General features: G+C 62.8%; 17 protein-coding genes. 12 read left to right on the top strand and 5 right to left on the bottom strand.

Annotation, left to right across the window (positions count from 1 at the left end):
• Positions 1-118 precede the first annotated feature (118 nt).
• From OIK40_RS12350 to OIK40_RS12340, 3 genes are all read right to left on the bottom strand, one after another.
• Positions 119-310 (bottom strand): hypothetical protein, encoded by a 192-nt coding sequence (locus tag OIK40_RS12350; protein WP_273678646.1) that lies wholly within the window; start codon positions 308-310, stop codon positions 119-121.
• 333 nt (positions 311-643) lie between these two features.
• Positions 644-1879 carry a serine palmitoyltransferase gene (spt, locus tag OIK40_RS12345; RefSeq protein WP_273678645.1) on the bottom strand — a complete coding sequence of 412 codons (1236 nt, stop codon included), beginning with the start codon at positions 1877-1879 and terminating at the stop codon, positions 644-646.
• A 14-nt stretch (positions 1880-1893) separates the two neighbouring features.
• Positions 1894-2136: an acyl carrier protein gene (locus OIK40_RS12340; RefSeq protein ID WP_273678644.1), complete on the bottom strand. Its 243-nt coding sequence runs from the start codon at positions 2134-2136 to the stop codon at positions 1894-1896.
• 71 nt (positions 2137-2207) lie between these two features.
• On the opposite strand from OIK40_RS12340, the gene OIK40_RS12335 reads away from it, so the two are divergent.
• The gene (locus OIK40_RS12335) at positions 2208-2807 is read left to right on the top strand and encodes a Pycsar system effector family protein (protein ID WP_273678643.1); all 600 of its coding nucleotides are present in this window, start codon (positions 2208-2210) and stop codon (positions 2805-2807) included.
• Here OIK40_RS12335 and OIK40_RS12330 read toward each other — a convergent pair.
• Positions 2804-3172 carry a response regulator gene (locus OIK40_RS12330; protein ID WP_273678642.1) on the bottom strand — a complete coding sequence of 123 codons (369 nt, stop codon included), beginning with the start codon at positions 3170-3172 and terminating at the stop codon, positions 2804-2806. The two genes, OIK40_RS12335 and OIK40_RS12330, sit on opposite strands and share 4 nt — an antisense overlap.
• A 107-nt stretch (positions 3173-3279) precedes the next feature.
• Between OIK40_RS12330 and OIK40_RS12325 the strand changes: the two genes are divergently transcribed.
• The 5 genes from OIK40_RS12325 to OIK40_RS12305 are packed head-to-tail and all read left to right on the top strand — an operon-like array spanning position 3280 to position 6471.
• Entirely contained in the window at positions 3280-3516 is a 237-nt protein-coding gene (locus OIK40_RS12325) for a DUF3572 family protein (protein WP_273678641.1), read from the top strand.
• Positions 3513-4133, top strand: coding sequence for an HAD family hydrolase (locus OIK40_RS12320; RefSeq protein WP_273678640.1), 621 nt, complete (start codon positions 3513-3515; stop codon positions 4131-4133). The genes OIK40_RS12325 and OIK40_RS12320 overlap by 4 nt, the downstream gene beginning before the upstream one ends.
• A gap of 3 nt (positions 4134-4136) precedes the next feature.
• Positions 4137-4592 (top strand): RidA family protein, encoded by a 456-nt coding sequence (locus tag OIK40_RS12315; protein ID WP_273678639.1) that lies wholly within the window; start codon positions 4137-4139, stop codon positions 4590-4592.
• Entirely contained in the window at positions 4589-5323 is a 735-nt protein-coding gene (locus tag OIK40_RS12310) for a glycerophosphodiester phosphodiesterase family protein (RefSeq protein ID WP_273678638.1), read from the top strand. The genes OIK40_RS12315 and OIK40_RS12310 overlap by 4 nt, the downstream gene beginning before the upstream one ends.
• Complete coding sequence (locus OIK40_RS12305) at positions 5320-6471, top strand: GNAT family N-acetyltransferase (protein WP_273678637.1); 1152 nt, start codon at positions 5320-5322, stop codon at positions 6469-6471. Before OIK40_RS12310 ends, OIK40_RS12305 begins: the two co-directional genes overlap by 4 nt.
• A gap of 10 nt (positions 6472-6481) precedes the next feature.
• Here OIK40_RS12305 and OIK40_RS12300 read toward each other — a convergent pair whose 3' ends face one another.
• Complete coding sequence (locus OIK40_RS12300) at positions 6482-6817, bottom strand: SEL1-like repeat protein (protein ID WP_374211812.1); 336 nt, start codon at positions 6815-6817, stop codon at positions 6482-6484.
• A gap of 292 nt (positions 6818-7109) precedes the next feature.
• On the opposite strand from OIK40_RS12300, the gene dksA reads away from it, so the two are divergent.
• From dksA to kynU, 6 genes are all read left to right on the top strand, one after another.
• Entirely contained in the window at positions 7110-7568 is a 459-nt protein-coding gene (gene dksA, locus OIK40_RS12295; protein WP_273678636.1) for an RNA polymerase-binding protein DksA, read from the top strand.
• Between the two features lie 184 nt (positions 7569-7752).
• Positions 7753-8130: a PilZ domain-containing protein gene (locus OIK40_RS12290; protein WP_273678635.1), complete on the top strand. Its 378-nt coding sequence runs from the start codon at positions 7753-7755 to the stop codon at positions 8128-8130.
• Positions 8131-8211: 81 nt separating this feature from the next.
• Entirely contained in the window at positions 8212-9675 is a 1464-nt protein-coding gene (locus OIK40_RS12285) for an ABC transporter substrate-binding protein (RefSeq protein ID WP_273678634.1), read from the top strand.
• Positions 9676-9719: 44 nt separating this feature from the next.
• Positions 9720-10109 carry a DUF4112 domain-containing protein gene (locus OIK40_RS12280; RefSeq protein WP_273678652.1) on the top strand — a complete coding sequence of 130 codons (390 nt, stop codon included), beginning with the start codon at positions 9720-9722 and terminating at the stop codon, positions 10107-10109.
• A gap of 39 nt (positions 10110-10148) precedes the next feature.
• Positions 10149-10940 (top strand): tryptophan 2,3-dioxygenase, encoded by a 792-nt coding sequence (locus OIK40_RS12275; RefSeq protein WP_273678633.1) that lies wholly within the window; start codon positions 10149-10151, stop codon positions 10938-10940.
• Complete coding sequence (gene kynU / locus OIK40_RS12270; protein ID WP_273678632.1) at positions 10937-12160, top strand: kynureninase; 1224 nt, start codon at positions 10937-10939, stop codon at positions 12158-12160. Before OIK40_RS12275 ends, kynU begins: the two co-directional genes overlap by 4 nt.
• Positions 12161-12171 lie beyond the last annotated feature (11 nt).

Genomic DNA, 12171 nt, shown 5'->3' with positions numbered 1-12171 from the left:
GAAACGGCGACGCCGCCATGGCTGCCCTCCGGTTCCGCTACGCTCCACCTCCGGACAGCCATGGCGCCGGAGACAATCTTGAACTAACAATCAATACGGACCACTCAGTGGGGGCCGGTCACGGTTCGTTGCGCCTAGCATGGTAGGCCTGGTAAGGCATGATCCCGGCATGATCTGCCGCTTTGAGCACGTTCGATGTCTCCGCGAGATGTTCGATGAAGCGCGTGCGCCAGTGTCTTGGCGTTGACTGGTCTTTGGTAACTCGGGCCTTTGAGCCGCCGCTCGATTGCGGTGTTTCGGGCTTGGCCATGAACGCTCCTTTCGGGCGCGAAGAAAAAAGGCGGCGCTCCGGGTGAGGAGGGCCGCCGTCGGGGCGAATCGCAATTTTTTGATGCTTTCCTTTGCTAACCGGATAGCGTTACAATGTCAATAATAAATAACCAATACGGTTATTTTGATGATGGTGGTTCCCGGCAAAATCCCACGACATGAGGTGCCCTGGAATCAGGGGTGGCGGGCGAACGGGCTCAGAATCATATTGTCTTCTGGAAGCGCCTTGGGACACGCAGCCTCAGAGCCCGCGACAAGGGCGGGCTATGGATGGGGGCGAGACTGGCGTCAGAAGGTTTGTCGCGCCTGCGAGTCAGATGATCCCGATCGCCTTGCCGGCGCGTTCGAACATGCCGAGGATGGTCTGGACCTGTTCGGCAGAGTGCTCGGCGCAGAGCGAGCAGCGCAGCAGGGTCATGCCGGCAGGCGTGGCCGGCGGACGAGCGAGGTTGACGTAAAGGCCTTCCTTAAGAAGCGCTTCCCACATCATCGCGCCCTTTTCGAGATCGGGCATGATGACGGCGATAATCGCACTTTGCGGGGTTTCCGTGCCGAGCTTGAACCCGAGATCGCGGAGGCCCTTGTGCAGCGTTCGGCTGTTTTCCCACAAATGCGCGCGCTTGTTGCCACCGTGCATCAGTTTGCGGATCGAGGTGGCGGAGCTCGCCATCACGCTCGGCGGGAGAGCGGCGGTAAAGACATAAGGCCGGCACACAAGGCGCAGCACTTCGAACTTGGGGTGATTCGACACACAGAAGCCGCCGACGGTCCCGACGCTCTTGGAGAAGGTGCCGATGATGAAATCGACATCGTCGATCACGCCCTGATCCTCGGCAACGCCGCGGCCGTGTTCGCCGATGAAACCCATCGAATGCGCCTCGTCGACCAGCACCATCGCGCCGTGGGCCTTGGCGATACGGACCATTTCCTTGAGTGGGGCAACGTCGCCCATCATCGAATAGACGCCTTCAAGCACGACCAGCTTACCCGCGCCTTCGGGGATGCGCTTCAGGCGCTTTTCGAGCGCTTCGACATCATTGTGCTTGAACGGCACCACCTCGGCACGGCCCATCGCGCAGCCATCATAGATCGAGGCGTGGCTATCGATGTCGAGGATGATGTAATCGCCCTTGCCCGCCAGTGTCGAGATGATCCCGAGATTGGCCTGGTAGCCGGTCGAAAACACCACGGCATGATCCATGGCGTAGAATTCGCGCAGTGCGGCTTCGACATCGCGGTGATCGCGGAAGGTGCCGTTGAGCACACGGCTGCCGGTCGTCCCCGCGCCGAAATCTTCCATCGCCGTTTTACCCGCCGCGATAACGTCGGGGTCGAAGGTCATGCCCATGTAGTTGTAGGTGCCGAGCAGGATCGTGTCGCGCCCGTTGCAGATCGCGCGGGTGGGCGAGAGCACCTGCTCCATCACGAGGTTGAACGGATCTTCCACCCCCGCTGCGAGCAGCGCCTCGCGGGTCTGGATGATCGGGTCGAACTTGGCCAGCAGATCGACGGGTTCTGCAGCGGTCTCAGCGGTCACGGTGTCGGTCATGCCTGTGGCCTTTATCAGCTATCCTGCAGCTTGTGGACTGCCACGACGAGCTGACCCCAGTTTTCGATCTCGGCCTGCTGGTTCATGCTGATGATGATGTCGAATTCATCCTCGATCGCGGCGACGAAATCCATCACCGTCAGGCTGTCAAACTCGAGATCGCCTGCGAAGGTGGTGGAATCCTCGATCGCAACTCCCTTCTTGTTGAAGGGTTCGATCAGGGTGCGGATGCGCTCGTCGACTTCGGCAGGGGTCATGGCGTCTGGGGGCTTTCGTCGGTTGGTTGTCGGATGGCTTTTGCCTAGGGTATACGGCTGCAAAGCGACGGATGATGCAGCTTGTCAAGTTTTCGGCTGCGCAGCGAGCAATCGGGAGAGGCGGAATGGCCGGGGATGAGCGGCTTGAAGACGGAACGCCACCACCGAGCGACGCTCCGCTTTCGGCGCAAAGCGTGCATCTTATCCGTACCGCGCAGACCAATACCCTGGCGCTGTCGCAGATGGCTGACGGAAAGGCCAACATTCTGATCGGTGCCACCTTCGTGGTGTTCTCGCTGGTGATCACGCAGACTTTTTCGGAAGAAGTGAAATGGTCGGTGGTCTGCCTCGCCGCCACTTCCTTCCTGTCGGCAATTTTCGCCGTCCTCGCGATCACACCGCCCCTCAGGCCGAAGGCTGTTGCAGAAGGAAAGTTCAATCCTTTGTTCTTCAGTCATTTTTCCTTGTTAAAGGAAGAGGAGTGGATTGCCGACATGCTCGAAAAGCTGCGTTCGGACGAGACACTCTACCGCGTGATGCTGCGCGACCTATACCAGAACGGGCAGGTCCTGCACCGCCGCAAGTATCGTTATCTTGCGCTCGCCTATCATCTGTTCCTTGGTGGGCTGGGCCTGACGTTGGCGATTTATCTGATCGAAAACGGGCTCTAGACGGGCAGCAACGCGCGCACCGCAGTCATGAACGGGCTGATCGATACCGGCTTCGACAAATAGCCCGCAGCGCCGGCCGCACGGATCCGCTCCTCATCGCCCTTGGCGGCAAAGGCGGTCACCGCAAGGACTGGAATGGGCGCAAGCTTGCGGTCACGCTTGGCAGCCTCGATCAGGTCGACGCCCGAAACGCCCCCCAGCTGGATGTCCATGATGATGAGATCGGGCGAGACCGCGCGAGCAGTATCAAGCACCACGTTCCCATCGGCGACCGGCTCCACGTCAAAGCCATTGGCTCTGAGCACATCGCAGAACAATTTCCGGTTGAGGTCATTATCCTCGACAACCATTATCCGTTTTGTCACTGCACGCCCCGCATCCGACCAAGACTGACGATTACCCCTCCAGAGAGGACACGACAATCCCGCTTCCAGCCGATCCTGAATCTGCCGGACCCACAGCGAGCCCGCAGGTGCTGCCGCTGGCCACGCTCGGCTGGGTGCTCGAGAGCGAGGAGCGGGCTGTGCGTTATCTCGATCTGACCGGGCTTGATCCCGAAACACTCCGCGCCGGTCTCGGCGATCCGGCGATTCTCGCTTCGGCAATCGAATTCCTGACCAATTACGAACCTGATCTGATCCGAGCGGCCGAGGCGTTGGCCGTCACGCCTGAGGAACTGGTCGCCGCCAAGGACGCTTTACTGCCATGACCCGCCCCCTGATCATCAGCGATTGCGACGAAGTGCTGCTGCACATGGTTGCCCCCTTCAAGGACTGGCTTGAGGAAAGCCAGGGCGTAAGCTTCCATCTTGAAGGGCACAATTTCGCCGAAGCGCTCCGCTGGCAGGCCAGCGGCGAACTGCTTGCCCCGCCCGATATCTGGCGGATGCTGCGCAGCTTCTTCGACAACGAGATGGATTCGCAAAAGCCGATCGCGGGCGCGGTGGAGGGGATCAATACCCTTGCCGAAAAGGCCGACGTGGTGATCCTCACCAACCTCGTCGATCACCACCGCGATGCCAGGGCGGAGCAGCTCGCCAAGGTCGGGATCAATGCCCGTGTCTTCACCAACCAGGGACCCAAGGGCCCCGCGCTAAAGGCGATCATCGACGAATATGCGCCGACCCGCGCGCTGTTCATTGACGATCTCGCACAGCACCATGCCTCGGTCGCCGAAATCACGCCGCACGTCACGCGGCTGCACCTTTGCGGCGAGCCGATGATCGCCCATGCCATTGATTGCGCCCACAAGGCAGGCCATGCCGAAGCCCGGATTGACCGGTGGGACGAAGCCCTGCCGTGGCTGCTCGAACGACTGGAGGACTGACAAATGACTATCGCCGCCAAACTCGCCGAACTCGGCATCACTCTGCCCAAGGCCGCCGCACCGGTCGCCAGCTATGTGCCGGTTGTGGTGCATGGCGGGTTTGCCCATGTCTCGGGCCAGCTGCCCTTCGTCGATGGGGCGGTGGTGAAGGGCCGCTTGGGCGACGATGTGAGCGTTGAAGCCGGGCAAGCCGCCGCGCGCGCCTGCGCGCTGATGATCATCGCCCAGCTTGAGGCCGCCGGGCTGCTCGAAAAGGTTGCGCGGATCGTCAAGCTCGGCGCCTTCATTAATTGTACCGCCGATTTCACCGATCAGCCGGAAGTCGCCAATGGCGCGTCGGATCTGATGGAGCAGGTGTTCGGTGATGCCGGGAAGCACGCCCGCGCCGCTGTCGGCGTGCCCGCCCTGCCGCGCGGCGCGGCAGTGGAAGTCGATGCGGTGATCGCTCTGACCGCATGATCCGGCGGCGCGCTCCGGATTGGCTGACGCAGTGGGAATATGCCCATCGCGGGCTGCATTCCCATGGCGTGCCGGAAAATTCGCGTGCGGCTGCCGAAGGCGCGATTGCCCGCGGCATGGGGATCGAGTGCGACATCCAGATGAGCCGCGACAATGTGCCGCTGGTGTTCCACGACTGGGAGTTGGAGCGGCTGACGAAGGAGCGCGGCAAGGTCGCCCTCCGTCCGGCGGACGAGTTGTGCCGCATCGCGCTGCAGGAAACCGGGCAAACGCTTTGGCGGCTGGCGGAACTGCTCGATCTGGTTGCTGGCCGCGTGCCGATCCTCGTCGAGGTTAAGGCTCAGCCGCATCTCGCGATTGCCGAGCCCTGCATTGCTATAGCCAAGGCTTTGGCGGATTATGCCGGGCCGGTGGCGGTGGCGGTGATGAGCTTCGATCTGCGCGTCGGCGAATGGTTCGCGAAGCATGCGCCGGAGGTGACCCGCGGGCTCGTCATCACCGACACGCTCGATCACGGCTACAGGGGCGCATGGCGCGCGGCCCATGTGCTTGAGCGCGCCGCGCCCGATTTTCTCGCCAGCGATGTGCGCGACATTCCCAATGCGCTCATCTCCCTTTGGCGCGAGAGCGGCCGCCCGCTGCTGACATGGACGGTGCGCTCCCCCGAAACGCGCGAACGCGGGCTGGCCCACGCCGACGCGCTGATTGCCGAAGGGGAAGGGCTGGCGTGAGCGACGCCCCGAACGAAGGTGGCCTCATTGTCCGCATTGCGCCCTCGGTCGGCAGTTTTGACGCCGGTGAGTGGAATGCGCTTGGCGGGCAGGACAACCCTTTTGTTTCACACGAATTCCTCACTGCGATGGAGGATTCCGGCTCGGTCGGCCCAGGTACCGGCTGGGAGCCTGCGCCGATTGCGATCACCGACGATGCCGGGCGTTTGCTTGCGGCGATGCCGTCCTATGCGAAGGGGCATTCCCAGGGCGAATATGTGTTCGATCACAGCTGGGCGGACGCATGGCACCGCGCGGGCGGGCGTTACTACCCCAAGCTCCAGATCGCCGCGCCCTTTACTCCGGCCACCGGCCCGCGCCTGCTGCTGAGCGATCCGTCACTTGCCCCGCATCTGCTGAAAGGGGCAGAGGCGGTGTGTCTGCAGAACGGTATGTCGAGCGCGCACGCGACCTTTATTGCGCCGGAACAATTGCCGCTGTTCGAGGATGCCGGCTGGCTGTTGCGGTCCGACATCCAGTTCCACTGGTTCAACCGCGGCTATGCGAGTTTCGACGACTTCCTGGCCGCGCTTTCGTCACGCAAGCGCAAGGACCTGCGCAAGGAACGCGCCGCGGCTTGCGAGGGACTGACGATCCGCCACCTCACCGGCGCCGAGATCCGCGAGGAGCACTGGGACGCGTTCTGGGTGTTCTATCAGGATACCGGGGCGAGGAAATGGGGCAGTCCCTACCTGACCCGCGAGGCCTTCAGCCTCTTGAGCGAGCGGATGGGGGACCGGATCGTGCTGATTCTGGCCTATGCCGGGGACGAGCCGATCGCTGGCGCGCTCAATTTTGTTGGCAAGGATGCGCTCTACGGCCGTTACTGGGGCTGCACGCGCGAGGTCCGCTTCCTGCATTTCGAACTGTGCTATTATCAGGCAATCGACATCGCCATTGCGCGCGGGCTTAATCGGGTCGAGGCCGGCGCACAGGGCGGGCATAAGCTTGCCCGCGGCTACGAACCGGTAAAGACATGGTCGGCACACTGGATTGCCGATCCGGGTTTCCGCTCCGCTGTAGCCGATTTCCTCGAGCGCGAGCGGGCAGGGGTTGCCTCCGACCAGCTCTATCTCGGCGGGCGCACCCCGTTCAAAAAGGGCGGCTGAAGCGTAGGCTTCACGCCGCGCGCAGGCGTTCCTGCGCCAGCCATTGGCGTGCACGGCGCTGTGCTTCGGCGATTTCGCGGGCGGTCATGTCATCCGAGATATCTGCACGGCAGTTGGCGGCTTCGTCGTGACCGCGAGCGGCGGCCAGGTTGAACCACTTGTGCGCCTCGATCAGATCGCATTCTGCGCCGTTGCTGCCGATCGAATAGGCCACACCCAGATCGAAACAGGCATTCATATCGCCCTCTGCTGCTGCCGCGAGCCAGCGCGCCAGCCCCAGATCGACGCATGTTTCCGTTGTCGCCATTGCTTCAAATTCGCTGCCGGTAATCGAGATCAGCTGCATTGTTAGTCCCCCGTTAGTTCCCCGACCGCCCTTGCGGCCTTCCATTGGCAAACAACTCGGCCAACATGGTCAATAAATGGTTAACGCGGTGACGCTTTATGCCGGACATGGGGCAGAACAGTCGTGGCCGTCACCTTTATCCCCGGTGATTGCCAAAGTCGCTTGTGCGCATCAGGGGGCTTGCCTATAGCGCGCCCATTGCTTCGACTTGCGGGACCAAGTGAGCTAATGAAAACATTCAGGCGCCAGAACACGAAGGGTCCGCAAGCCGCATTGGGGATTAGAGGGCCACATGGCATCTGCGGCGTCTGACGAAATCGACATCCTCGAAAAGGCCAAGCGCCTGATCGCTGAGGACTACGTCCCGAGCGAGGACGAGGAATACATGAACGAGCGGCAGCAGGCCTATTTCCGTATGCTGCTTATCGAATGGAAACGTTCGATCCACTCCGCTGCCGGACAGACCCTGCAATCGCTCGCCGACGGCCCGATCCGCGAAGCCGATCTTACCGATCGTGCATCGAGCGAGACTGACTGGGGTATCGAACTTCGCACGCGTGACCGGCAGCGCAAGCTGGTATCCAAGATCGACGCCGCGCTGCGCCGCCTGGACGAAGGCGAGTATGGCTATTGCGAGGTGACGGGCGACCCGATCGGCCTCAGGCGTCTGATCGCCCGCCCGGTTGCCACGATGACGGTCGAGGCACAGGAAGCGCATGAGCGCCGGGAAAAAATCTCCCGCGACGACTAAGTCGGTAAGCTCGCCGCAAACCCTGTCCCGCGTTGGGACGGCAACTGCGATCCCGGGCTCTCACAAGCGATATTTTACTGCTCGTTAACCGCGTATCGATAGCGCCGGATGGTGCTGTCGGGCCGGTTCGCTTATGCCTGTGTCGTTCGGCAGTATCTTGCAGTCACAAGGAGGCGAACCTGAAATGACGGGAGTTGAGACACGCAGCGTCATGCGCGACAGCCTGTTCCTGCTGGCAGGCATTCGCGTTGAACAGGGGGCGGACGTCCATCGCGTTCGGGTGCGCAACCTTTCCGACGGCGGCATGATGGCCGAAGGCAATCTCGCGGTGAAACGCGGCCACCGGGTCGAGGTGGAGCTTCGCAACATCGGCTGTATAGCCGGCTCGGTCGCGTGGGTTCAGGACAACCGCTTCGGGATTGCATTTGACGAGGAAGTGGATTCGCAACAGGCACGACGGCCACTCCAGGCCGATGAGCTTGCTCCGGCCACCATCCTCAAGCCCTCGTGGGCGCACCGCGCGCCGTCGCCGCCCGACGCTGCCAAGCTGCGCAAGGTCTGATTTCACCGCAGCCGCAATTCTTCGGGCAATCTCGTTCCAGACAAGCTGACCCTTGCCGCACAAGCTGCTAGGCAAGGCGCGATGAGATTCTGGTTCGCCCTGTTACTGCTGACGCTCGGCTCCTGCGGTCCGTCCAACGGTGGCGGGCCTGTAAACGTGGCAATTATCGGGGCGCCCGAAAGCCTGTTCCAGCAAGGCGTGCGCCTCTCTCCTGCCGCCCAGCATCTTCGGGCGGCGAGTTTCGAAGGACTGGTCGCGCTTGATCCCGGCGGGCAGGTGGTGCCGGCACTGGCCGAGCGTTGGATCGTAACCGATGATGGCCTGAGCTACATCTTCCGCCTTCGAGACGGCACTTGGCCCGACGGCGAGGAAATCAGCGCGGTCGATGTGCGTCGTCTGCTCCGCGACGCGATCAGGCGCTTGCGGGACACTTCGCTCGGGCTCGATCTCGACAAGGTTTCCGAAATACGGGCGATGACGGGCCGGGTGATCGAAGTGCGGCTGTCGGGACCGATGCCCGACTTCTTGAGATTGCTCGCCCAGCCGGAACTGGGCTTTGTGAAGAACGGCAGCGGGTCGGGGCCGATGGTGGTTTCGCGAGACGACGATGCCATGCTAGCCCGGCTGTCGGCCCTGCCGCCCGAAGCGCGCGGTCTGCCTGCGCGCGAGGATTGGGAGGCGCTGGCTCGACCGCTCAATGTCCGGGCCATGTCTGCCGAGAAAGCCGCGGAAGCCTTTTCTCGGGGGGATGTCGACCTTGTGCTGGGGGGCAGCATTATCGACTTTCCGCTCGCCGAGGCCGGTCCGCTATCGCGCGGCACGATTCAGGTTGATCCTGCGCTGGGTCTGCTCGGACTGGTGATCCGCGAAGACAAGGGCCTGCTGTCCGATCCGGCACGACGCGAGGCCTTGTCGATGGCGATCGACCGTGCGGCGCTGATCCAGCCTTTCGGCTTGGGAGGTTGGCAGGCCAGCACATGGATCGTGCCGCCGGGCCAGTTTTCCGAACCGCCCTATCCGGCCCAGCGCTGGCAGGATCTCTCGCTCGACCAACGGCGTGCGACCGCGGCGGCGCGGATCCGGGCTTGGGAAGCAGAAGCGGGAGAAAAGGCGCAGATCAAGGTTGGCCTGCCTGCGGGGCCGGGCAGCGATATCCTGTTTCGTCAGCTGGCCAATGCCTGGGCGCAAATCGGCGTTGCGATTGTCCGCGCTGCCCCAGGCGAAGGGGCCGAGATCGAGCTGCGCGATAATCTGGCGCGATATTCTTCGCCGCGCTGGTATCTCAACCAGTTCAATTGCTCGCTGAAAGCCGGTCTTTGCTCGCCCCAGGCGGATGCGTTGGTTCGCCAGTCGCTGGAGGAACGCGATCCGGTCGTCCGCGAACGGCTGCTGGCCGAAGCGCATGCCGCGCTGGTTGCGCGCGAAGTCTATATTCCGCTTGGTGCACCGGTGCGCTGGTCGCTCGTGCGCGGATCGATCAGCAGCTACCTTGCCAACCAGTGGGGTTTGCACCCCTTGTTCCCGCTGTCCCAACCCACCACATGAAAAGGGAAAGGATTACCCACGTGAACCAGACCCGTCCCCGGCCGATGAATTTTGCAATGCTGACCGGCACCGACACTGCATCCGTGCGTGCACGGGTGGAGATGATGGAGCGCCTGCTGGAGCGGAGCTTCGTTGTGCCCGGGGTCAACATGCCGGTGGGGCTCGATGCATTGATCGGGCTGGTTCCGGTGCTGGGCGATGTCGTGGCCGCGGCGCTGGGTGCCTATGTCGTCTGGGAAGCGCGCAATCTGGGCCTGTCGAAGTGGAAGCTTGCGCGGATGGGCGCCAACGTTCTGCTCGACACCGCGATCGGCGCGATCCCTGTGGTCGGCGATGCTGCGGACTTCCTGTTCCGCTCCAACACCCGCAACCTGCGGATCATCCGCAAGCATCTCGATAAGCATCATCCGCAAACGCGCGTGATCGAGGGGTAGTTTCCTCGACGGTCGCACCGCGCTAGGACCGCGGCCACCATGGCCGAAAAAGTGACCTACGCGAGCTATCTCGATCTCGACCGCATTCTTGCGGCTCAGCACCCTGCGTCGGATGCGCATGACGAATTGCTGTTCATCATCGTCCATCAGGCGAGCGAGCTGTGGCTGAAGCTGTGCCTCCACGAACTCACCGCCGCGCGCGCAGCAATTGAAGCTGACAATCTGCGGCCCGCCTTCAAGATGCTGGCGCGGGTGGCGCGCGCGCAGCAGCAGCTGATCCAGAGCTGGGATGTGCTCAGCACCATGACCCCGCACGATTATTCCGCGATCCGCCCGCATCTGGGCGCGTCGAGCGGGTTCCAGTCGGCGCAATACCGGATGATGGAATTCATGCTGGGCGGTCGCGACGGCAAGCATATCAAGCTTCACAAGGGCAACGAGGACTGGGCCGAACGGCTGGAGACCGAGTGTGGGCGGGCGAGCCTGTATGACGCGGCGATCCGTCTGTTGGCTCGGCGCGGGTTCGACATCGACCCGGACTTGCTGAGCCGCGAGCCGGCGTCCCCTTATGTTCACAATGCCAGCGTCGAGGCGGCGTGGGCGGCAATCTATCGCGATCCGCAGGCGCACTGGGATCTCTACGAACTCGCGGAAAAGCTGGTCGATCTTGAATACCATTTCCAGCGCTGGCGGTTCGGCCATCTGAAGACTGTGGAGCGGATCATCGGCTTCAAGCGCGGTACGGGCGGAACCCCGGGCGTGCCCTATCTCGAAGGGGTGCTGAAACAGGCGTTCTTCCCCGAACTGCTGAGCGTGAGGACCGCGATATGACCCCTGAACAACGCGCCGCAGAGTTCGACGCCGCCGATCCCTTGGCAGCTTATCGCGAGCGTTTCACGCTGCCGGAGGGCGTAATCTATCTCGATGGCAATTCGCTTGGCGCACTGCCCAAGGCGACGCCCGCGGCGGTACGGTGTGTCGTCGAGCATGAATGGGGCGAAGGGCTGATCCGGTCGTGGAACAGCGCAGGCTGGTTCGAGGCCGCAGGCCGGATCGGCGGCAAGATCGCGCCGCTGATCGGGGCTGCGCCGCACGAAGTGATAGCCTGCGATTCGACCTCGGTGAACCTGTTCAAGCTGATCGCCGCCGCGCTGCAGATGCGGCCCGGACGCAAGGTAATCCTGTCCGAGCCGGGCAATTTCCCGACCGATCTTTACATGATCGCGGGGCTGGAACAGCAGGGCCTTGCCGAACGACGGCTGGCGGAGCGGGACAGGCTGACCGATGCTCTGGATGGTGACGTGGCGCTGCTGCTGCTCACGCATGTCCATTACAAGACCGGCGCAATGCACGACATGGTCGCACTGACCCGCGCTGCGCATGAGGCAGGGGCGCTGGTGCTGTGGGATCTGTCGCATTCGACAGGGGCGTTGCCAGTGGGCCTTAATGCAGCGCAGGCCGATTTCGCGGTCGGTTGCGGTTACAAGTATCTGTGTGGCGGGCCGGGCGCACCGGCTTTCGCCTTTGTTGCCGAACGGCACCATGCGAGCCTAAAGCAGCCGCTGACCGGCTGGTTCGGCCATGCCGCGCCTTTCGCCTTCTCCGACGATTATGCATCCGCGCCCGGGATCGAGCAGTTGTTGTGTGGCACCTCGCCGGTGCTGGGGTTGGCAGCACTTGAAGTCGGGGTGGAACTGATCGCCGAAATCGGGGTGGAGCGACTCTTCCAGAAATCCCAGGCGCTTTCCGAATTCTTCCTTGCCAGTCTGAAGGATCATGGCGTTGTGCTCGAATGCGTCAGCCCGGCTGACAGCGGCGCGCGCGGCAGCCAGCTTTCGTTTCGTCACCCGCAAGCCTACGCGATCTGTCAGGCGCTGATCGCGCGCGGGGTGATCGGCGATTTCCGCGATCCCGATGTGCTGCGGCTGGGCTTCGCGCCCGCCTATCTGTCCTTTGCCGACATCGCCGCCGCCGCGCGCCACCTCGCCGAGGTGCTGGCGAATGAGGAGTGGCAAAGTGACGAATTCCGTCAACGGGCAGCGGTGACGTAAGCTTGCGTCCG

The sequence above is a fragment of the Erythrobacter fulvus genome, from assembly GCF_028595285.1.
GTDB lineage: Bacteria > Pseudomonadota > Alphaproteobacteria > Sphingomonadales > Sphingomonadaceae > Erythrobacter > Erythrobacter fulvus.
The sequence above is the reverse complement of the archived record's forward strand: the minus strand, read 5'-3'. Positions and strand labels throughout refer to the sequence as shown.

Bases quoted from the DNA above. Each gene is read 5' to 3' on its own strand.
- OIK40_RS12350 (WP_273678646.1), bottom strand. From the start codon at position 310: ATGGCCAAGCCCGAAACACCGCAATCGAGCGGCGGCTCAAAGGCCCGA.
- spt (WP_273678645.1), bottom strand. From the start codon at position 1,879: ATGACCGACACCGTGACCGCTGAGACCGCTGCAGAACCCGTCGATCTG.
- OIK40_RS12340 (WP_273678644.1), bottom strand. From the start codon at position 2,136: ATGACCCCTGCCGAAGTCGACGAGCGCATCCGCACCCTGATCGAACCC.
- OIK40_RS12335 (WP_273678643.1), top strand. From the start codon at position 2,208: ATGATGCAGCTTGTCAAGTTTTCGGCTGCGCAGCGAGCAATCGGGAGA.
- OIK40_RS12320 (WP_273678640.1), top strand. From the start codon at position 3,513: ATGACCCGCCCCCTGATCATCAGCGATTGCGACGAAGTGCTGCTGCAC.
- OIK40_RS12315 (WP_273678639.1), top strand. From the start codon at position 4,137: ATGACTATCGCCGCCAAACTCGCCGAACTCGGCATCACTCTGCCCAAG.
- OIK40_RS12310 (WP_273678638.1), top strand. From the start codon at position 4,589: ATGATCCGGCGGCGCGCTCCGGATTGGCTGACGCAGTGGGAATATGCC.
- OIK40_RS12300 (WP_374211812.1), bottom strand. From the start codon at position 6,817: ATGCAGCTGATCTCGATTACCGGCAGCGAATTTGAAGCAATGGCGACA.
- dksA (WP_273678636.1), top strand. From the start codon at position 7,110: ATGGCATCTGCGGCGTCTGACGAAATCGACATCCTCGAAAAGGCCAAG.
- OIK40_RS12290 (WP_273678635.1), top strand. From the start codon at position 7,753: ATGACGGGAGTTGAGACACGCAGCGTCATGCGCGACAGCCTGTTCCTG.
- OIK40_RS12285 (WP_273678634.1), top strand. From the start codon at position 8,212: ATGAGATTCTGGTTCGCCCTGTTACTGCTGACGCTCGGCTCCTGCGGT.
- OIK40_RS12280 (WP_273678652.1), top strand. From the start codon at position 9,720: ATGAATTTTGCAATGCTGACCGGCACCGACACTGCATCCGTGCGTGCA.
- OIK40_RS12275 (WP_273678633.1), top strand. From the start codon at position 10,149: ATGGCCGAAAAAGTGACCTACGCGAGCTATCTCGATCTCGACCGCATT.
- kynU (WP_273678632.1), top strand. From the start codon at position 10,937: ATGACCCCTGAACAACGCGCCGCAGAGTTCGACGCCGCCGATCCCTTG.